This window comes from Streptomyces sp. NPDC088745, from assembly GCF_044751045.1.
Taxonomy (GTDB): Bacteria; Actinomycetota; Actinomycetes; order Streptomycetales; family Streptomycetaceae; genus Streptomyces; species Streptomyces cremeus.
Window position 1 is genome coordinate 1 of the sequence record NZ_JBIVLB010000020.1, and the last position, 20,724, is coordinate 20,724.

Genomic DNA, 20,724 nt, shown 5'->3' on the forward strand with positions numbered 1-20,724 from the left:
CACACCCCCCCACCACCCCCCCCCCCCCCCCCCCCGCGCCCCCCCCCCGGGGGGGGGGGGGCCGGGGGCGCGGGGGGGGGGGGGCCCCCCCCCCCCCCCGCCCCCCCCCCCCCGCCCCTGTGCGTATCTGGGAGGGACCGAAAAAGGAGCCCGCCCCATGACGCAGCAGACGTCCTCACAGCACCTGGCCCCCGCCCACACCACGGGCGGCCCCGGCCTGGTGATCCCGTACGGGCAGCCCGGTGACCTGCCGGTCCTCTCCCTGTACGAGGACTTCCGCTGCCCGTACTGCGCGGCTCTGGAGCAGGCGTCGGGCCAAGCGATACGGGGCCTCGCGGACGCGGGCCGGCTGCGCCTGGAGTACCACTTCGCGGCGCTCCTGGACGGGATGCTCGGCGGGCAGGGCTCCGCCACCGCACTGAGCGCGGCCGGCGCCGCGATCAACGAGAGCCAGGCCGACTTCAAGACCCTGCACGAGGCCCTCTACGCCCAGCAGCCCGACGAGAGCGTCGACTCCTACGGGCACCCCTCCGTGGTGCTGCGCGTAGCGGAATCGGCGGGCCTGACCGCACCCGACTTCCGCGAGGCCGTCTCATCGGGCACGTACAGGCCGTGGGCCGACTCCGTCGCCGAGGCCTTCGCCCGCAGCGGGGTACGCGGGACGCCGACCCTGCGCCTGGGCGAGACCTCCATCCACGGCTTCGGCCGCACCGGTCGCCCGCTCCCGGCGGCCGAGGTCACCGCCCAGATCGAAACGGCACTGCCGCACTAGACGATTCCCGCACCGGAACGAACACCAGCAGGGGTACCGGCGAGCGGAGGAGCGGCGACCTGTTCCACTCCCCGCCGCCCCCTGACACTCTGTGGGAATGGCAGCAGTGGCAGAGGTCTTCTTCCGTCGGCTGAGCAGGTGGCAGGCGGACCAACAGCGGGAATCGATCGCCGACTTGTATGAGAAAACGTACCGCGACTCCGATCCCCCACCCCGTCCGCCGTCCACAGGCACCCGCATCTCATACGACAAAAGCGCGCGCCGCGAAACGCCCGCCCATGCCGCCCGCGACCGCGCCGCCTTCCTCGATCGCTTCGCCGCGGACGTCCAGCGCCCCGGCTTCGACATGCTGATCGCCAGCGCGGCGACGGCCCTGGTCGGCTGCATCTACGGCTACCTGCCCGACCGCCAGGGCTCCTGGTGGTACGGCCGCCACGACATCGCCCCCACCACCCTCGGCCAACTCGCCGACTCCGGCCGGATCTTCAACGTGGCGGAACTGATGGTCGCCCCCTCCCACCGCCGCCGGGGCGTGGCCGAGGAACTCCAGGACCGCCTTCTCGTACGGGTCGACGCCGAACTCGTCACCACCCTGATCGAGCCCGCCAACACGGTGGCCAAGGCAGCCTACGAAGCCTGGCACTGGCACCCCACCGACACCCTCCCCGCCGCCAACGGCCACCCCGCCCTGGAGGTCTGGACCCGCCCCACCCCCCAGAACGACCCGTCCTGACCCGGCCCCGCACACAACAGAAAACCCCAGACCGGAAACTTCCGGTCTGGGGTCCTTCTGAGCCGCCTTCGGGATTCGAACCCGAGACCTACGCATTACGAGTGCGTTGCTCTGGCCAACTGAGCTAAGGCGGCGCCGCCGCGTTCACACCATGGTGCGATCAGCAGCGGAGCCAAGTCTACACAGTTTCCGGGGGTGCTCCGCACACCCCCGGAATGGCGGACTCCGCGCAGGTCAGTGGCGGGCTGTGCGGGGGCGGCGCCGGGTCAGGAGCACTGCTTGCCGTCCTTCGGAGGGGTGCCTTCCAGGAGGTAGGTGTTGATCGCCGTGTCGATGCAGTCGCTGCCGCGGCCGTACGCCGTGTGGCCGTCGCCGTCGTACGTCAGGAGGGTGCCGGTGGCGAGCTGGCCGGCGAGGGACTCGGCCCACTTGTAAGGGGTCGCCGGGTCGCGGGTGGTGCCGACCACGACCAGCGGGGCCGCGCCCTTGGCCTCGATGCGGTGGGCGGCGCCGGTGGGCTCGACCGGCCAGGAGGCGCAGTTCAGGGAGGCCCAGGCCAGGCCCCTGCCGAAGACCGGGGAAGCCTTCTCGAAGGCGGGGAGGGCGGCCCGGACGTCGGCCGGCGAGGTGAAGGCCGGGGGGAGATCGAGGCAGTTGACGGCGGTGTTGGCGTACATGAGGTTGGCGTACGCACCGCTGCCGTCGCGCTCGTAGTAGGTGTCCGCGAGCGCCAGCAGGCCGTTGCCGTCGCCCTGCTGGGCGGCCGTGATGCCGGCCCGGAGCTGCGGCCAGGCCCCCTCGTCGTACATCGCGGCGATCGCGCCTGTCGTGGCGAGGGCCTCACCGAGCGGGCGGTTCTTGTCCTTGGTGGGGACGGGCTTGGTGTCCAGCGCCTTGAACAGGGCCTTCAGGCGGGCGCCGGCCTCGGCGGGGGTGCCGGTGCCGAGCGGGCAGCCCCGCTGCTTGACGCAGTCGGCGGCGAAGGACCGGAAGGCGGTCTCGAACCCGGCGGTCTGGTCCCGGTTCAGGTCCCGGGCGGTCAGGGAGGGGTCCATCGCGCCGTCGAGGACGAGGCGGCCGGTGCGGTCGGGGAAGAGTTCGGCGTACGTCGCCCCCAGGAAGGTGCCGTACGAGGCACCGACGTACTGGAGCTTCTGGTCGCCGAGGACCTCGCGCAGGATGTCCATGTCCCGGGCCGCCTCGACGGTGGAGATATGCGGGAGGATCTTCTTCGAACGCTTCTCGCAGCCCTTCGAGAACTTCTCGTACGCGGCCGTCAGCCTGGTGACCTCCGCCGCGTCGTCCGGCGTCTGGTCGACCTGCGTGTGGGCGTCCATCTCGGGTCCGGTCAGGCACTCCACGGGCTCGCTGCGGGCGACTCCGCGCGGATCGATGGCCACCATGTCGTAGCGGGCGCGGACCGGCGCCGGGTAACCGAGAGCGGCGTACGCCTGGAGGTAGCCGATCGCGGAACCGCCCGGCCCGCCGGGGTTGACCAGCAGCGATCCGATGCGCTTGCCCGGCCCGGTGGCCTTCTTCCGCGCCACCGCCAGCTTGATGTCGCCGCCGGACGGCTTCGCGTAGTCGAGCGGCGCCTTCATCGTCGCGCACTCGAAACCGGGCACCCCGCACTCCCGCCAGCTCAGCTTCTGCGCGTAGTACGGAGCCAGGGCCGCGCGGTCCCCGGCCGTCCCCGCGCTCTGCGCGGTGGTGGACACCGTCCGGCTCGGCGGCGACGAGGCCCCCGAACCACCGGAGCAGCCCGCGATCAGCAGACCGGTCACGGCGAACAGGGTGGCGGAGGAACGGAGCAGGCGCCTGGAGTTCATGTCCGGAGCGTAGTGGGATTGTCACGCGCCGTGGGTCTCGGATGCGTTCAGTTGCTCGTACGAGTGAGGTGGTCAACCCGGGGCCGCCCGCTTGCCCCGGGTCCCGCCGGCCCGGCGCTCGCCGCCCGGCATCCGCTCAGCCCGCTCGCAGGGACACCGCCATCGCTTCCACCGCGAGGAGAGGGGCCACGTTGCGGTCCAGGGCGTTGCGGCAGGCGATGATCGATTCGATGCGGCGCAGTGTGCGCTCGGGGGTGGAGTCGCGGGCGATGCGCTCCAGGGACTCGCGTACGTCCTCGTTGGCGAGGGCGACCGAGGAGCCCAGCTGGAGGGCGAGGACGTCGCGGTAGAAGCCGGTGAGGTCGGACAGGGCGAGGTCGAGGCTGTCGCGCTGGGTACGGGTGGAGCGGCGCTTCTGGCGGTCGGCCAGCTCCTTCATCGCGCCCGCCGTGCCGCGCGGCATCCGGCCCCCGGCGGCCGCGCCGAGGGCGGCCTTCAGGTCCTCGGTCTCCTTCTCGTCCACGTCCTCCGCGACCTGCTTGGCGTCCTCGCCCGCCGCGTCGACCAGTTCCTGGGCGGCCTTGAGGCAGCCGCCGATGTCGTCCACGCGCAGCGGGAGGCGCAGGACGGTGGCGCGGCGGCTGCGGGCCCGCTCGTCGGTGGCCAGGCGGCGGGCGCGGCCGATGTGCCCCTGGGTGGCGCGGGCCGCGGTCATGGCGGCCTCGGGCTCGATGCCGTCGCGGCGCACCAGGACGTCGGCCACCGCGGCGACGGAGGGCGTGCTGAGGGTGAGGTGGCGGCAGCGGGAGCGGATGGTGGGCAGCACGTCTTCGAGGGAGGGGGCGCAGAGCAGCCACACCGTGCGGGGGGCGGGCTCCTCGACGGCCTTGAGGAGGACGTTGCCCGCGCCCTCGGTGAGGCGGTCGGCGTCCTCCAGGACGATGACCTGCCAGCGGCCCACGGCCGGGGAGAGCTGGGCGCGGCGGACCAGGTCGCGGGTCTCCTTCACACCGATGGAGAGCAGGTCGGTACGGACGATCTCGACGTCCGCGTGCGTGCCGATGAGGGTGGTGTGACAGCCGTCGCAGAACCCGCAGCCCGGGTCGGCGCCGAGGGCGCGGTCGGGGCTCGTGCACTGGAGGGCCGCGGCGAAGGCGCGGGCGGCGGTGGAGCGGCCGGAGCCGGGGGGGCCGGTGAACAGCCAGGCGTGCGTCATCTTCGACGCGTCGGCGGCCTTCTCACCGGCGGACTGGGCGGTGACCTGGGCGTCGGCGTCCTTGGCCGCGCCGGCCAACTGCTCCTGGACGCGCTGCTGGCCGACGAGGTCGTCCCATACGGTCATGGCCGCTCCCTGCACTTGCGGGCCCCGGGGTGGGGCCGGTCTCCATTGTGGGGGAGCCCACTGACAATCGGGGACGGAGGGGGCGGGCGGTCGGGGGGTGGGGCCGGGGGCGGTCGGCGCGGGGGCGGTCGGGGCGTACGGGCACGCCCAGTGCGCAGGCGTACGCGCGCGAGCGGGGACCCCGCGCGCGGACCGGGGCGGGCGGCACCCGGTGGCGGGGGCATCTCCCCTCCCTGCCCCGTCCCGTGACCCCGCCGGGCGGTCAGCCGCTCCGAGCGGGCCGGTGAGCGGCTGGTCGCGCAGTTCCCCGCACCCCTGGCGGCATCCCTTGCCGGGGGCGAGCGATACGGGCGCGCCATCGCGTGAGCCCGCGGAGCCGCGGTCCGCCGCGCTCCTGGCGGCAGCCCCTGCCGGGACGGGCGGTCCGGCCCGTCCCGGCTCCGCCCTCTACCGTCGGCCCCGGCCCTTCGGGCCCTTGTTCCCGTCTTCCTCCGGGGGCCCTCCGAGCAGTTCGTCCGCCAGCGACGGCAGGTCGTCCAGCGGTGTCTCCTCCGCCCAGTCCGAGCGCCGTCGGGGCCGGCGTTCCGCCTCCGTCGGGCCGTCCGGGTCGACCTGCGGCAGCTCCCGCGTACGGTCCACCGCGGGTTCGTCCCGGAAGTACCCCGCGGGCACCCGGTCCGCCGGTCCCGCGTCCCGTACGGGCGGCAGCACCGCCGTCTCGTCCGCCGCCGGGCCCCCCTCCCGCACCGGGGGGATCACCGTGGTCTCGTCCGCCGAACCGTCCGCCGGGGTCCGCGGCAGCGCCGTCGTCCCGTCCGCCGCCGGCGTCTGCGGCAGGACCGCCGTCTCGTCCGCGGAGCCGGGCGCCGGGTCCTTCGTCAGGTCCAGCCGCACGATCGGCGTCGGCACGGTCCTCTCGTTGTCCGACTCCGGCACGCGCTCGGCCGGTCGCGGCGTACGCACCGGGGCCGTCGCCGAAGCCGTGGCCGAAGCCGTCGCCGCCGCAGCGGAAGCCGCCGCGGCAGCGGCCGCGGCCGCCCGCGCCTCCTCCGCCTTCAGCAGCGCCTCCTCCGCCTTGCGCTGCTTCTCCCGGCGGCGTTCCTCCGCCTCGGCGCGCAGCCGCGCCTCCTCCTCGGCCTGCTTGCGCAGACGTTCCTGCTCGGCGGCCCGCGCCTTGGCCTCGGCCTCGCGGCGTGCCCGCTCCTCCTCGGCGAGCCGGCGCGCCTCCTCGGCACGCTGCCTGGCCTCCTCGGCCTGCCGTTCGGCCTCGCGGCGCCGCGCCTCCTCGATCTCGCGGCGCTTGCGCTCCTCCTCCTCGGCGCGCAGCCGGGCGAGCTGTTCCTGCCGCTCGCGCTCGATGCGCTCCTCCTCGGCCTTGCGCGCGGCCTCCTCCTCGGCGCGGCGTCGCGCCTCCTCCTCGGCGGCCTTGCGCGCGGCCTCGGCGGCGGCGATCTCCTGCTCCGACATCGGCAGCATCCGGTCGAGCCGGTGACGTACGACCGTCGTGACCGCCTCGGGCTCCTGGCCCGCGTCGACGACCAGGTAGCGACTGGCGTCAGCAGCCGCGAGCGTCAGGAAGCCGGCTCGCACCCGCGCGTGGAACTCCGGCGGCTCCGACTCCAGCCGGTCCGGCGCCTCGGTGAACCGCTCGCGCGCCGTCTCCGGCGCCACGTCCAGCAGAACCGTCAGGTGCGGTACGAGGCCGTGGGTCGCCCAGCGGGACATGCGGGCGATCTCGGTCGGGGCCAGGTCGCGCCCCGCGCCCTGGTACGCCACCGAGGAGTCGATGTACCGGTCGGTGATCACCACGGCACCGCGCTCCAGCGCCGGCCGCACCACCGAATCCACGTGCTCGGCCCGGTCGGCCGCGTACAGCAGCGCCTCCGCCCGGTTCGACAGGCCGGCGCTCGACACGTCCAGCAGGATCGACCGCAGCCGCTTGCCGATCGGCGTCGCCCCCGGCTCGCGGGTGACGACGACCTCGTGGCCCTTGGCCCTTATCCAGTCGGCCAGCGCCTTCGCCTGTGTCGACTTCCCGGCGCCGTCGCCGCCCTCCAGGGCGATGAAGAACCCGGTCTTCGACGGTGCCTGCCCGGGCTCGCCGCCCCGGATCGCCTCCCGCAGGTCCCGCCGCAGCGGTACCCCCTGTCGGTCGTCCGTCTTCGCGAGCACGAGCGCGGCCACCGGCAGCAGCAAGGCCCCGACCAGCATCAACGTGTACCCGGCCCCGCCGCCCCGGACGAGGACGACGCTTCCGCTCTCCAGCCGGTGCAGCCCGATCGCGGCGGCCAGCAGGGGGCCGGCGAGCATGCCGAGCGCGCCACTGAGCCGTACGACGGCCTGAAGGTGCTCGGTGGTGCGGGCCTGCCGGTAGTCCTCGGTCTCCAGGTCGAGCAGGGTGTGCGCGGTGTTGGCGGCGACCCCGGCGGCGTACCCCGCGAGCAGGGCGAGGAGCAGCACGGTGGTGGTGTCCGGCACCAGCCCCATGGCCAGCAGCGCGACCCCGGCGACGGCGACCGCGAGGGACAGCAGGCGTCGGCGCGAGAACGCCGGGAGGACCTTGGCGGCCGTCCGGATGCCGAGCCCGGTGCCCGCGGCGAGCGCCAGCACCAGCAGCGCGAAGGTCGCGCCCCCGCCGCCGAGGTCCTGCGCGTGCAGGACGGAGACGGCGCCCGCGGCGGCGGTCGCGCAGGTCACGGCACCGCCCGCCAGCACCAGAAGCGGAAGGGCGCCGGTGCGGCCCTTGTCGGGGCCGTTGCCGGTGCTGGGCCGGCGCAGGCCCTCCAGCGGGGAGCGCGGCCGCGGAGTGTGCGCGTCGGGCAGCTCCAGCAGGGCGAGGACGGAGAGGGAGGCCGCGAAGAGGCCCGCCGCGACGTACGAGGCGAGGGCCGCCGGGTGCCCGGTGAACCATTCGATCCCGGTGCCGAGCAGTCGTCCCAGCAGCGTCGCGACGAGGAGCGCGGCCGCGGCGAGGGGGATCGTGGCGAAGTTCGTACGGAGCGTCAGCCTGCGCAGCGCTCCCAGGTGATCCGGAAGCGGACGTACCGCGTCGCCCTCGATGGGCGGGGTGGGCAGCAGGGCGGGGGCGGCGCTTTCGTGCGCCACCGACCAGAGCCGTTCCGCGACGCCGAGGAGGAAGACCGTGACGAGCAGCACCGCCGTCGCCCTGCCCGGCATCCAGCCGGCCCACAGGGGCGCGACGACCAGCAGCGCGAGCCGCAGCCCGTCGGCGGCGAGCATCGCCCAGCGCCGGTCGAGCGGGCCGCCGGGCGCGACGAGCGCGGACACCGGCCCGAGCAGGACGGCGCCGAACAACAGCGTGGCGAGAAGTCGCGCACCGAAGACCGCGGCGACCACGAAGGCGGCACCGCGGTAGTCACCGCCGAACACCGCCCGGGGGCCTGCGGCCTCCAGCGTCAGCAGGAGAAGGACGAGTAGGGCGAGAGCGTCCCCGACACCGCTGACGAGCTGTGCGCTCCACAGCCGCTTCAGCGGCTGGTGGCGCAGAAGAGCCCGTACGGCTCGCTCGCGTGAGTCTGCGGCTAGTGCGTCGGAGGTGGGGCTCACGACCGTTGGCTGCTCGGCTCGCGTCATCCCGCCAGCCTATCCGGAGTGTCCGGGGGGCATGCGGGGGTCCTCGAACGAATGTGTGCGTGGGTACGCGGGGGGCACGCGCGGCCCTTTCGGCGGCGGGCCCCGGGGCGGAACGGGCGGGCCCCCGGGGTCGGACGGGGCGGGCAAGGGGCGGCCCGGCCGGTCCCGGCCCGCCCGTTCCGGTTCCGGCCCCCGTACGCAACTCCTCGGGGCCGCCCCCGCTCCGCGAGCGGCAGCCCCGCTCCGCAAGCTCCAGCCCTACTCCGCCGGCGCCGCCGCCACCTTCTTGGCGGGAGCCTTCTTCGCCGGGGCCTTCTTCGCCGCCACGGTCTTCTTCGCCGCGGCCGAAGAGGAAGCCGTCTTCTTCGCCGCCGTCTTCTTGGCGGCGGCCTTCTTCGCCGGGGCCTTCTTCACCGCCTTCTTGGCGACCTTCTTCGCCGGGCCCTTGGCCCGCTTCTCGGCCAGCAGCTCGTACCCGCGCTCGGGAGTGATCTCCTCCACACTGTCGCCGGACCGCAGCGTCGCGTTCGTCTCGCCGTCGGTCACGTACGGCCCGAAACGGCCGTCCTTGACCACGACCGGACGCTCGCTCACCGGGTCGGTGCCCAGCTCCTTGAGCGGCGGCTTGGCGGCCGCCCGCCCGCGCTGCTTGGGCTGGGCGTAGATCGCCAGCGCCTCCTCGACCGTGATCGAGAAGAGCTGGTCCTCGGTCTCCAGCGACCGCGAGTCCGTGCCCTTCTTCAGGTACGGCCCGTACCGGCCGTTCTGCGCGGTGATCTCGACGCCCTCGGCGTCGACCCCGACCACCCGCGGCAACGACATCAGCTTCAGCGCGTCCGCCAGCGTCACCGTGTCCAGCGACATCGACTTGAACAGCGAGGCCGTCCGCGGCTTGACCGCGTTCTTGCCCGTCTTCGGCGTGCCCTCGGGAAGGATCTCCGTCACGTACGGGCCGTAGCGCCCGTCCTTCGCGACGATCTGCCGCCCCGTCTCCGGGTCCGTGCCCAGCTCGAAGTCACCGCTGGGCTTGGCGAGCAGCTCCTCCGCGTACTCCACCGTCAGCTCGTCCGGAGCCATGTCGTCCGGAACGTCCGCGCGCTGGTGGCCCTCGGCGTCCTTCTCACCACGCTCGATGTACGGCCCGTACCGGCCGACCCGCAGCACGATCCCGTCCCCGACGGGGAACGACGAGATCTCACGCGCGTCGATCGCGCCGAGATCCGTCACCAGCTCCTTGAGACCGCCGAGGTGGTCCCCGTCGCCGTTGCCGGCGTCCGAGGCGACGCCCGTGGCCTCGCCCTCGCCGAAGTAGAACCGCTTCAGCCACGGCACGGACTGCGCCTCGCCCCGCGCGATGCGGTCGAGGTCGTCCTCCATCCGGGCGGTGAAGTCGTAGTCGACGAGCCGGCCGAAGTGCTTCTCCAGCAGGTTGACCACGGCGAACGACAGGAACGACGGAACCAGCGCCGTCCCCTTCTTGAAGACGTATCCGCGGTCCAGGATCGTGCCGATGATCGAGGCGTACGTCGAAGGACGTCCGATCTCGCGCTCTTCCAGCTCCTTGACCAGCGAGGCCTCGGTGTAGCGGGCCGGCGGCTTCGTCGCGTGGCCGTCGACCGTGATCTCCTCGGCGGCCAGCGCGTCGCCCTCGGCGACCTGCGGCAGCCGGCGCTCGCGGTCGTCCAGCTCTGCGTTCGGGTCGTCGGCGCCTTCGACGTACGCCTTCATGAAGCCGTGGAAGGTGATCGTCTTGCCGGAGGCGGAGAACTCGGCGACCCGGCCGTCGGAGGCGGCGCCCGCGATCCTGACCGTGACCGAGTTGCCGACCGCGTCCTTCATCTGGGAGGCGACGGTCCGCTTCCAGATCAGCTCGTACAGCTTGAACTGGTCGCCGGTCAGCCCCGTCTCGGCGGGGGTGCGGAAACGATCACCCGAAGGGCGGATCGCCTCGTGCGCCTCCTGCGCGTTCTTGACCTTCCCGGCGTACGAGCGCGGCTTGTCCGGCAGGTAGGCGGCACCGTAAAGCTGCGTCACCTGGGCGCGGGCGGCGTTGATCGCCGTGTCCGACAGCGTCGTGGAGTCCGTACGCATGTAGGTGATGAAGCCGTTCTCGTACAGCTTCTGGGCCACCTGCATGGTCGACTTCGCGCCGAAGCCGAGCTTGCGGGAAGCCTCCTGCTGGAGCGTCGTCGTACGGAACGGGGCGTACGGCGAACGGCGGTACGGCTTGGACTCGACCGAGCGCACCGCGAAGGAGGAGTCGGCGAGGGCGGCGGCCAGCGCGCGGGCGTTCGCCTCGTCCAGGTGCAGGACGTCGCTCTTCAGTTGTCCGGCCGCGTTGAAGTCGCGGCCCTGGGCGACGCGCCGGCCGTCGACCGTCGTCAGGCGGGCGACCAGGGAGGACGGGTCGGAGGCGTCCCCGGCACGTCCGGTGGAGAACGTACCGGTGAGGTCCCAGTACTCGGCAGAACGAAAAGCGATGCGCTCGCGTTCCCGGGCGACGACGAGTCGCGTCGCGACCGACTGGACCCGGCCCGCCGAGAGCTTCGGCATGACCTTCTTCCACAGGACCGGCGAGACCTCGTACCCGTACAGCCGGTCGAGGATGCGGCGCGTCTCCTGGGCGTCGACCATCGGCTTGTTCAGCTCGCGCGGGTTCGACACCGCCTCGCGGATCGCGTCCTTGGTGATCTCGTGGAAGACCATCCGGTGGACCGGGACCTTGGGCTTCAGGACTTCCTGGAGGTGCCACGCGATGGCTTCGCCCTCGCGGTCCTCATCGGTGGCGAGGAAGAGTTCGTCCGACTCGGCCAGCAGCTCCTTGAGCTTCTTGACCTGGGCTTTCTTGTCGGCATTGACGACGTAGATGGGCTGGAAGTCGTGCTCGACGTCCACGCCCAGGCGGCGCACCTCACCGGTGTACTTGTCGGGCACCTCGGCGGCGCCGTTCGGGAGGTCGCGGATGTGCCCGACGCTCGCCTCGACTACGTATCCGGGGCCGAGGTAGCCCTTGATCGTCTTCGCCTTGGCAGGCGACTCGACGATGACGAGTCGGCGGCCGCCCTGTGCGGTCTCGCTGGTCGGGGACAACTTGGCTCTTCTCTCCGGTCGGCACTCAGTGATCACAGTCGTGGTCTCAGGCGCCCGCCGGACGGACCCGTCCGGACGCTTGACGCTGCGGAGTGTGACGGTACATGCCGTCCTCGTGTCAGACGGCAAAAGCCCGAAAGCCCGCAACGGCCACCTGAGAGACGGTAACCCGACAATCGCCATTCCTGCCGCCCGGACCACCCCACCGCCCCCGTACGGACCCTCTTCCCCCTCCCCTCGACCCCCACAACCCCACTTCCTTCACCCCCGCCCCCAACCCCTCGGGCGACGGACCCGCCCCGCCTTTCCCCTCCCCCCAGCCCCCTTGGGCGACGGGGCCGCCCTCCTCGCTTCCCCCGCCCCTTTGGGCGACGGGGCCGCCCTTCCCGCTTCCCCAGCCCAGCCCCCTTGGGCGACGGGGCCGCCCCAAGGGGGCGGAACGGGCGGGCAAGGGGGCGGCCCCTCCCGCTCCCGGCCCACCCGGGTGCCGCCCCCTGCCCAAGCGCCTGTGCCGGACGCGCGTCCCTGCCAGGGTCGTGACCTCAGCCCCGGCGCCGGACGCTCAGCCCCGCCCGGCTCGGCCCGGAGAGGCCCCGGACCCGCCCCTTTCCCTAAAGCGCTCGCCGCGCGGCTGCCCCGGTTCACCGCGGACGCGTCGTGGCCGGTCGCGCAGTTCCCCGCGCCCCTGAACGGAGCGCCCACCCCCGGCGGAAGACGTGCGGGTGCCTGGGGTCGCGCAGTTCCCCGCGCCCTGGGCGAGGCACTCCGCAGGGGCGGCCTACTCCCCAGCCCCCCGCGCCGGAAGCAGGAACCCCTCCGCCACCAGCCCCCGGATCGCCTCCGGCGTCCGGTCCCTCAGCACCACCCCGTCCTCCCCCAGCAACCGCGCGATCGCGTCCAGGATCTGCCCCGCGCTCAACCCCCCGTCCGACACCCCCGCGAACCCCGCCCCCACCGTGTCCACCCGCGTCGCCCGCCGCATCCCCCGGTGCTGACGCAGCACCACGTACTCCGGGTCCTCGGTCCCCGGCGCCCCGATCTGCTCCTGCACGACCTCGTCGGCCAGCACGAAGTGGTCCGCCAGCAGTCCCGCGTCATCCGTCGCCCGCAGGTAGTCCTGAAGCTCGAAGTGCTGCCGCACGACCTCCCCCAGCGGCTGCTCCACCGGATGCGGCCACTCCTCCACCAGCACCGACGGCTCGTCCCGCGCCGCGGCCGACTTCCGCAGCGTGATCCACCCGAAGCCGACGCCCACCGTCCTCCGCGCCTCGAACTCGTCCAGCCACGCCTCGTACCGCGCCGCGTACTCGGCCGGATCGCTGCGGTGATCGCCCCCGTCCCGCAGCCACAACTCCGCGTACTGCGTGACGTCCTGCACCTCGCGCTGCACGATCCACGCATCGCACCCACGCGGCACCCACGAGCGGACCCGGTCCTTCCAGTCCTCCCCCTCGACGTGCTGCCAATTGGCCAGGAACTGCGCGTACCCGCCCTCGTTGAGCCGTTCCCCGGCCTCCTGGACGAGCGTCCGGCACAGGTCGTCGCCGCCCATGCCGCCGTCGCGGTACGTCAGCCGGGCGCCCGGCGAGATGACGAACGGCGGATTCGAGACGATCAGGTCGTACGTCGCCTCCCCCACCGGCTCGAACAGCGAGCCCTCCGCCAACTCGGCCTCCGCCGCCCCCGACAGGGCGAGGGTGAGCCGAGTGAAGTCCAGCGCCCGGGGGTTGAGGTCCGTGGCCGTCACCCGCACCGCGTGCTGCGCGGCGTGCAGCGCCTGGATCCCCGACCCCGTACCGAGATCGAGGGCGGAGCCGACAGGCGTACGCACGGTGATTCCGGCGAGCGTGGTGGACGCACCGCCGACGCCGAGCACGACGCCCTCCTGCCGGGTCCCGGCACCGCCCGCGCCGCCGACCGCGCGCCCGAGGTCCGAGACGACGAACCAGTCCTGGCCGTCGTCCCCGCCGTACGGCCGCACGTCGACGGTCGCCCGCAGCTCCTCGCCCTCGCGGACCAGCCACCGGTCGGCCACGCACACGTCCACCGGGAGCACCCCGGCCACGCGGGTCGCCGGCACGGACTCCTGGAGCAGGAAGAGCCGCACCAGCGCCGCCAGCGGCTCCTCCCCCCTGGTCGCGCGCAGTGCGGGCACCGTCTCGCCGCGGGCCAGGGCGCTGTAGGCGGGCGCGCCGAGGAGGTCGAGCAGCCCGTCGGCGGTGAAGGCCGCCGCGAGCAGGGCCTCCCGGAGGCGGGCGGCACTCCCGGCGGCGGGCAGGGACTCGGGCAGGGGCGCGGAAAGGCTGGTCTGACTCACCCCGCCATTGTCGCCGCTGCCTCTGACAATCACGGCAGCCCCGCCCCGGGACGGGCTACGACGCGCCCGTCGTCGTCCCCGCGTTCGAGCTCGGGCAGAAGATCTTCGGCGCGGGCAGCTTGTCCGCCTTCCCGAGGTCCGCGCCGATCTTGTCGAGGGCCTTCGGGAACTCCTTCGACTCCGGGTCCAGCGCCTCCGCCTGCTTCTTCAGTTCGTCGTAGGCCTTCGCCCTGGCGTCCAGGTTCTTGATCATTTCCTTGTGGTCGCGCTCACCGTTCTCGACCGGCGGGACCCCGGCGTCCTTGAGCGCCTTGATCCTGTCCCGGGCCGCGTCGCCGTACATCTGGAAGGCCTGGATGTCGACCTTCTTGAGCTCTTCGGGCTTGCCGTCGGCGGCGACGGAGCTGATGAGCTTCTCCGCCTTGGTGGCCTTCTCGACGGCCGCCTTCTCCTTGGGGCAGTACGACGCGGACCAGTCCTTGGCCTTGTCCTCGGCGTCGTCCCCGCAGCCCGAGAGCGTCGCCGTCATCACGAGTACCGCACCGCCGGACAGCGCGGCTGCAAGCTTCTTGTTCACCGGATTGGTCCCTTCCAAGGTTCTCGGCCCCGGAACATACACGCCAAGTGGCCTACTACCGCGTGTCGGGCTTCCCATTCCTCCGGCATTGAAGCCATTTGCACCAAGAACGCGCCGGGCGTGCGCCCCCTTCCGGGCTCCGGCGCGGACGAACGGACGGCACGTCACCACGCGCCGCCCGTCCGCTTCCTGACCTGCCGTTACGCGTTCGCCTGCGGCACCGCCCGCGTCGGCACGGAGGGCTCGGCCTGCGGGGGGACCGCCGCCGCGTTGCCTTCGTCACCACCGGCGCCGCCGCCGCCCGTCGCGTCGCCCCCGGCCTCGTCGCCCATCACGATGCCGCGCCGCTTGGACACGTACACCGCACCGACGATCACCCCGAAGGCGATGACCGCGACGACGGCCCGCACCCACGGGCTGGCGTCGACGCCGAAGCTGAACTGCACCACGGCGGGTGCGATCAGCAGCGCCACCAGGTTCATCACCTTCAGCAGCGGGTTGATGGCCGGGCCGGCGGTGTCCTTGAACGGGTCGCCGACCGTGTCGCCGATCACCGTCGCGGCGTGCGCCTCGCTGCCCTTGCCGCCGTGGTGCCCGTCCTCGACGAGCTTCTTGGCGTTGTCCCAGGCCCCGCCGGAGTTCGCGAGGAAGACGGCCATCAGCGTGCCCGCGCCGATCGCGCCGGCCAGGTACGAGCCGAGCGCGCCGACGCCGAAGGTGAAGCCGACCGCGATCGGGGCCATGACGGCCAGCAGGCCGGGCGTCGCCAGTTCCCTGAGCGCGTCCTTCGTACAGATGTCGACGACCCGCCCGTACTCCGGTTTCTCCGTGTAGTCCATGATCCCGGGGTGCTCGCGGAACTGCCGCCGCACCTCGAAGACCACCGCTCCCGCCGACCGGGACACCGCGTTGATCGCCAGCCCCGAGAAGAGGAAGACGACCGCGGCGCCGAGCATCAGCCCGACCAGGTTGTTGGGCTGCGAGATGTCCATGGAGAGGTTGACCGGGGTGCCCTCGCCGCCGGTCACGACGCCCGCCTTCTTCGCCGCGCCCAGGATGGCGTCCCGGTACGAGCCGAAGAGCGCGGCGGCGGCCAGCACGGCCGTCGCGATGGCGATCCCCTTGGTGATGGCCTTGGTCGTGTTGCCCACGGCGTCCAGGTCGGTGAGCACCTGCGCGCCCGCGCCCGTCACGTCACCGGACATCTCGGCGATGCCCTGCGCGTTGTCGGAGACCGGCCCGAAGGTGTCCATGGCGACGATGACGCCGACGGTGGTGAGCAGCCCGGTCCCGGCCAGGGCGACCGCGAAGAGGGCCAGGATGATCGACGTACCGCCGAGCAGGAACGCTCCGTACACACCGAGTCCGATGAGCAGCGCGGTGTAGACGGCGGACTCCAGCCCGATCGAGATGCCCGCGAGGACCACGGTCGCGGGCCCGGTCAGCGACGACTTGCCGATGTCGCGCACCGGCCGCCGGGTGGTCTCCGTGAAGTACCCGGTGAGCTGCTGGATCAGTGCGGCCAGCACGATGCCGATGGCCACGGCCACCAGCGCCAGCATCCGCGGATCGCCTCCGTGCCCGGCCACGGACGCGTCCGCGCCGGTCAGTTCCCGGTACGACGACGGCAGGTGGAGGAAGACGGCCACGGCGACCAGCACCAGCGAGATCACGGCGGAGACGAAGAAACCGCGGTTGATCGCGGTCATGCCGCTGCGGTCGGCCCGCCTCGGCGCGACGGCGAAGATGCCGATCATGGCGGTGACCACCCCGATCGCGGGGACGATCAGCGGGAACGCGAGCCCCGCGTCGCCGAAGGCCGCCATGCCCAGGATCAGCGCGGCGACGAGCGTGACGGCGTACGACTCGAAGAGGTCGGCCGCCATGCCCGCGCAGTCGCCGACGTTGTCGCCCACGTTGTCCGCGATGGTGGCGGCATTGCGCGGATCGTCCTCCGGAATGCCCTGTTCCACCTTGCCGACAAGGTCGGCGCCGACGTCGGCGGCCTTGGTGAAGATGCCGCCGCCGACCCTCATGAACATCGCGATGAGGGCCGCTCCCAGCCCGAAGCCCTCCAGGACCTTGGGGGCGTCGGCGGCGTACACGAGGACGACGACGGCCGCACCGAGCAGACCGAGGCCCACGGTGATCATCCCGACGACGCCGCCGGTGCGAAAAGCAATCTTCATCGCTTTGTGGGAGACGGTTTTGAGATCCTTTTCCGCCTCACCGGGCGCAGGAGTCGCTTCCCGCGCGGCAGCCGCGACGCGCACATTGCTGCGTACGGCCAACCGCATTCCGATGTAACCGGTGGCCGCCGAGAAAACCGCGCCCACGAGGAAGAACAGTGAACGCCCCATCCGCTGCGAGGTGTTGTCCGCCGGAAGCAGCAGCAACAGGAATACCACCACTACCGCGAAGATCCCCAGAGTGCGCAACTGCCGCATCAGATAGGCATTCGCGCCTTCCTGCACCGCGGCGGCGATCTCCTTCATGGATTCGGTGCCCTCGTCGGCCGCCAGCACCTGCCGCACCAGCAGCCGGGCGACGATCAGTGCGGCGATCGCGACGGCCGCGATGACGATCACGATCAGCCGGTTGTCGTCGGTGAGGGAGACCGCGAGGTTCGAGAAGTGATCGGACTGTGGGGAGTTGAAGAGTCCCGCCATTCGTCCTCCTTGACGCGCAGAGCTCAAGATGGACGGATTCTAGGGAGCGGAAGCTGATCTCAACAGACCGCCGTTGAAGGGATCTTTCACCAATCCCGGAGAACGATATTGAAATGCTCCGGAAAAAACGAAAGACCCTGCTCAGCAGGGCCTTTCGAATATTCAGGAAAGATGTCGCACGCAGAATGCCTTCAGGGCATTACCACCGCGGAAGCGGTGGGCCAGCTCATCCGGATCGAACCGCCGCTTTCCCCGCCGACGACTTCGAGGTCGTCGACGAGTCCACTGATGACGGCGAGGCCCATGTCGTCCTCGGCGTCCGCTTCGAGTTCCGTCCCGCGCGCCCCCGTCCCCGCTGCGCCACGCGCCCCGGGGACCGGATCACCCGGTGCCGGCACCTCGTCGCTGACCTCGATGGAGAAGGTCTTCTCCTCCTCGGTCAGCGCGACCTTCACCGGTGCGGTGATGTTGTTCGTACGGTGCAGGCCCACGGCCCGGGAGCACGCCTCGCCCACCGCGAGCCGGACCTCGTCCAGCACCGCCTCGTCGACCCCGGCCCGACGCGCCACGGCGGCCGCCACGAGGCGGGCCGTCCTGACGTGCTCGGGCTGGGCGCTGAAACGGAGTTCCACGGTGGCCATTGCGCATCCCCCTAGGACGTACGGGCGTGCATCCGCGAGAGGCCGGGCGGTGAGGCCCGGCACCCCGCGTCGTACTGCTCTGAGCTTGTGTTCACGCCGGTGGGCGGCGCGTACTGCCACGCCGGTGAGGGCGTCGCACGCCCACATGGGGCGGGCGTGCTTCCCGGCGGACGGACCAGATGTCAGTCGGCCGCCGCGACGGCCTCGTCGACCGTCGTGTGGATCGGGAACACCTTGGTCAGTCCGGTGATCCGGAAGATCTTGAGAATGCGCTCCTGGTTGCAGACCAGGCGCAGCGAGCCCTCGTGGGCACGCACACGCTTCAGTCCGCCCACGAGCACGCCGAGTCCGGTGGAGTCGAGGAAGTCCACGGCCTCCATGTCGACGACCAGGTGGTAACTGCCGTCGTTCACCAACTCGACCAACTGCTCGCGCAGCTTGGGCGCGGTATACACATCAATCTCGCCACCGACCTCGACGACCGTACGGTCGCCGTTGGGGCCGTTCACGTTGCGAGTCGACAGGGACAGGTCCACGGATCCTCCAGCACCTTGCTATCGAGCGGCCGCCCCCCTGAGGTCTCCCCGGCGGAGCCAGAGGACGGAACGCCAGCCGCGAAACGCATTCAATCACTTACCAGCAGGCGAGCACGACGCCTTGGGACCATTGTCCGTCACGCCAGTGACACACTCGGCGGTGATGGCCACGAATTCCCGTCCTGGACGACCTCCCCGGAGCAGGGCCCAGACCCTGTCTCCCGGCGAGGTCCTCGCCCGTCTCTCCGCAGGGGAGAGCCGGGCCGCTCGCGTCACTCATACGGAGCACCTGCCCGCGCGGGAGGGCACCCATGCGGTGTGGCCGGACCGGATCCGCAGCGAGGTGATCGCGGCGATCGAGGCAGCCGGCGTGCGGGACCCCTGGGCCCACCAGGCACAAGCCGCCGAGCACGCCCTGGACGGCGAATCAGTGGTGATCGCCACAGGAACCGCGTCGGGCAAGTCGCTCGCCTACCTCGCCCCGGTCCTCAGCGCCCTGCTCGACGGCTCCGAGGCCCCCAACGGCCGGGGGGCCACCGCCCTCTACCTGGCGCCCACCAAGGCCCTGGCCGCCGACCAGCGCCGCGCGGTGAAGGCCCTGGCGGCCCCGCTGGGCAACGCGGTCCGCCCGGCGGTCTACGACGGGGACACCCCGGTCGAGGAACGCGAGTGGGTGCGCCAGTACGCCAACCTGGTCCTCACCAACCCCGACATGCTGCACCGGGGCATCCTCCCGTCCCACCCCCGCTGGTCCTCCTTCCTCAAGGCCCTGCGCTACGTCGTCATCGACGAGTGCCACACCTACCGGGGCGTCTTCGGCTCTCACGTCGCCCAGGTCGTACGACGTCTGCGCCGCCTCTGCGAGCGGTACGGCGCCGACCCGGTCTTCCTCCTCGCCTCGGCCACCTCCGCCGAACCGGCGATCGCCGCGAGCCGCCTGACCGGGCTGCCCGTCCGCGAGGTCGCCGACGACGCCTCACCCCGCGGCGAACTGGTCTTCGCCCTGTGGGAGCCTCCCCTCACCGAGTTCCACGGCGAGAACAACGCCCCTGTCCGGCGCACCGCCACCGCCGAGACCGCCGACCTCCTCACCGACCTGGTTCTCCACAACACCCGCACAGTCGCCTTCGTGCGCTCCCGTCGCGGGGCGGAGCTGATCTCCCTGATCGCCAAGGAGCGCCTCGCCGACCGCTCCGACCGCTTCCTGCCCCGCCGGGTGGCCGCCTACCGGGGCGGATATCTCCCCGAGGAACGCCGGGCCCTCGAAGCGGCCCTGCACTCCGGCGAACTCCTCGGCCTGGCCGCCACCACGGCCCTCGAACTCGGCATCGACGTCTCCGGCCTGGACGCCGTCCTCATCGCCGGATACCCCGGCACCCGCGCCTCCCTCTGGCAGCAGGCCGGCCGCGCGGGCCGTTCCGGCGGCGGGGCCCTGGCGATCCTGATCGCCCGCGACGACCCCCTGGACACCTATCTGGCGCACCATCCCGAGGCCCTCTTCGACCAGCCGGTCGAGTCCACGGTCCTCGACCCCGACAACCCGTACGTCCTGGCTCCCCACCTGTGCGCGGCCGCCGCCGAACTTCCCCTCACCTCCTCCGATCTCACCCTCTTCGGCCCCGCCGCCGAACCGCTCCTGCCGTCCCTCGAGGCGGCGAACCTGCTGCGCCGCCGGGGCACGTCCTGGTACTGGACCCGTCGCGAGCGGGCCGCCGACCTGGCCGACATCCGCGGCGGCGGGGGAAACCCCGTCCAGATCGTCGAGGAGTCCACCGGCCGCCTGCTCGGCACGGTCGACGCCGAAGCGGCCCACACCTCCGTCCACGAGGGCGCGGTCCACCTCCACCAGGGCCGCAGCTACCTCGTGCGCCGCCTCGACCTCGAAGACTCCGCCGCCCTCGTCGAGGAGGCCGCCCCGCCCTACTCCACGACCGCCCGCGACACGACCGCCATCTCCATCCTCTCCACCGACGAGTCCGTCCCCTGGGGCGCCGCCCGCCTCCACTTCGGCTCCGTCGAGGTCACCAACCAGGTGGTCTCCTTCCTCCGTCGCAAACTGATCACCGGCGAGGTCCTGGGCGAGACCAAACTCGACCTCCCGCCCCGCACGCTGCGCACCCGTGCCGTCTGGTGGACCCTCACCGAGGACGACCTCGACACCGCCGGCCTCACCCCGGAGATCCTCCCGGGCGCCCTGCACGCCGCCGAGCACGCCGCCATCGGCCTCCTTCCGCTCTTCGCCACCTGCGACCGCTGGGACATCGGCGGCGTCTCCATCCCCCTCCACCCGGACACCCTGCTGCCCACGGTCTTCGTGTACGACGGCCACCCGGGCGGAGCGGGCTTCGCCGAGCGCGGCTTCCACACGGCCCGTGCCTGGCTCACCGCCACCCGCGAGGCCATCGCCTCCTGCGAGTGCGACGCGGGCTGTCCCTCCTGCGTCCAGTCCCCGAAATGCGGCAACGGCAACGAACCCCTCCACAAACGCGGCGCCCTCCGCCTCCTCACCACCCTCCTGAACGCGGCCCCCGCTTAGCCGCCCGGCCCACCGCCCACCCCGCTCGTCCGGGCCCCCAGGACCCGCCCGTGCCCTCACCACCGCCTCGTACGGCCCCGCCCCCGCC

The 20,724-nt window shown here is 72.5% G+C and carries 12 protein-coding genes and 1 tRNA gene; 3 read left to right on the plus strand and 10 right to left on the minus strand.

Features of this window, described 5'->3' with window-relative positions; all coding sequences use genetic code 11:
• Positions 1 to 157 precede the first annotated feature (157 nt).
• Together ACIP93_RS33950 and ACIP93_RS33955 are read left to right on the plus strand one after the other, a co-directional pair.
• The gene (locus tag ACIP93_RS33950) at positions 158 to 772 is read left to right on the plus strand and encodes a DsbA family protein (RefSeq protein WP_401765498.1); all 615 of its coding nucleotides are present in this window, start codon (positions 158 to 160) and stop codon (positions 770 to 772) included.
• A gap of 97 nt (positions 773 to 869) precedes the next feature.
• Positions 870 to 1,505, plus strand: coding sequence for a GNAT family N-acetyltransferase (locus ACIP93_RS33955; protein WP_401765501.1), 636 nt, complete (start codon positions 870 to 872; stop codon positions 1,503 to 1,505).
• A 60-nt stretch (positions 1,506 to 1,565) separates the two neighbouring features.
• Here the strand turns inward: ACIP93_RS33955 and ACIP93_RS33960 are convergent.
• The 10 genes from ACIP93_RS33960 to ACIP93_RS34005 all read right to left on the minus strand — a co-directional run bounded on the left by ACIP93_RS33960 (position 1,566) and on the right by ACIP93_RS34005 (position 18,100).
• Positions 1,566 to 1,639: transfer RNA gene (locus ACIP93_RS33960), tRNA-Thr, on the minus strand.
• A gap of 132 nt (positions 1,640 to 1,771) precedes the next feature.
• A complete protein-coding gene (locus tag ACIP93_RS33965) occupies positions 1,772 to 3,334 on the minus strand; it encodes an alpha/beta hydrolase (protein ID WP_401765504.1) in 1,563 nt (520 codons plus the stop codon).
• A gap of 136 nt (positions 3,335 to 3,470) precedes the next feature.
• Positions 3,471 to 4,676, minus strand: coding sequence for a DNA polymerase III subunit delta' (locus tag ACIP93_RS33970; protein ID WP_345220289.1), 1,206 nt, complete (start codon positions 4,674 to 4,676; stop codon positions 3,471 to 3,473).
• A 447-nt stretch (positions 4,677 to 5,123) separates the two neighbouring features.
• Positions 5,124 to 8,270: a dTMP kinase gene (gene tmk / locus ACIP93_RS33975; protein ID WP_401765507.1), complete on the minus strand. Its 3,147-nt coding sequence runs from the start codon at positions 8,268 to 8,270 to the stop codon at positions 5,124 to 5,126.
• Positions 8,271 to 8,528: 258 nt separating this feature from the next.
• A complete protein-coding gene (gene topA / locus ACIP93_RS33980) occupies positions 8,529 to 11,360 on the minus strand; it encodes a type I DNA topoisomerase (RefSeq protein WP_401765510.1) in 2,832 nt (943 codons plus the stop codon).
• Positions 11,361 to 12,138: 778 nt separating this feature from the next.
• A complete protein-coding gene (locus tag ACIP93_RS33985) occupies positions 12,139 to 13,677 on the minus strand; it encodes a methyltransferase (protein WP_401765512.1) in 1,539 nt (512 codons plus the stop codon).
• Between the two features lie 55 nt (positions 13,678 to 13,732).
• Positions 13,733 to 14,254, minus strand: coding sequence for a small secreted protein (locus tag ACIP93_RS33990; protein ID WP_345220299.1), 522 nt, complete (start codon positions 14,252 to 14,254; stop codon positions 13,733 to 13,735).
• A 200-nt stretch (positions 14,255 to 14,454) separates the two neighbouring features.
• Positions 14,455 to 16,923 carry a sodium-translocating pyrophosphatase gene (locus ACIP93_RS33995; RefSeq protein ID WP_401765515.1) on the minus strand — a complete coding sequence of 823 codons (2,469 nt, stop codon included), beginning with the start codon at positions 16,921 to 16,923 and terminating at the stop codon, positions 14,455 to 14,457.
• A gap of 191 nt (positions 16,924 to 17,114) precedes the next feature.
• Entirely contained in the window at positions 17,115 to 17,564 is a 450-nt protein-coding gene (locus tag ACIP93_RS34000) for an ATP-binding protein (RefSeq protein ID WP_401765518.1), read from the minus strand.
• 182 nt (positions 17,565 to 17,746) lie between these two features.
• On the minus strand, positions 17,747 to 18,100 hold the full coding sequence (locus ACIP93_RS34005; RefSeq protein ID WP_189826890.1) for an STAS domain-containing protein: 354 nt from the start codon (positions 18,098 to 18,100) through the stop codon (positions 17,747 to 17,749).
• A 163-nt stretch (positions 18,101 to 18,263) separates the two neighbouring features.
• Between ACIP93_RS34005 and ACIP93_RS34010 the strand changes: the two genes are divergently transcribed.
• Complete coding sequence (locus tag ACIP93_RS34010) at positions 18,264 to 20,636, plus strand: DEAD/DEAH box helicase (RefSeq protein WP_401765520.1); 2,373 nt, start codon at positions 18,264 to 18,266, stop codon at positions 20,634 to 20,636.
• Positions 20,637 to 20,724 lie beyond the last annotated feature (88 nt).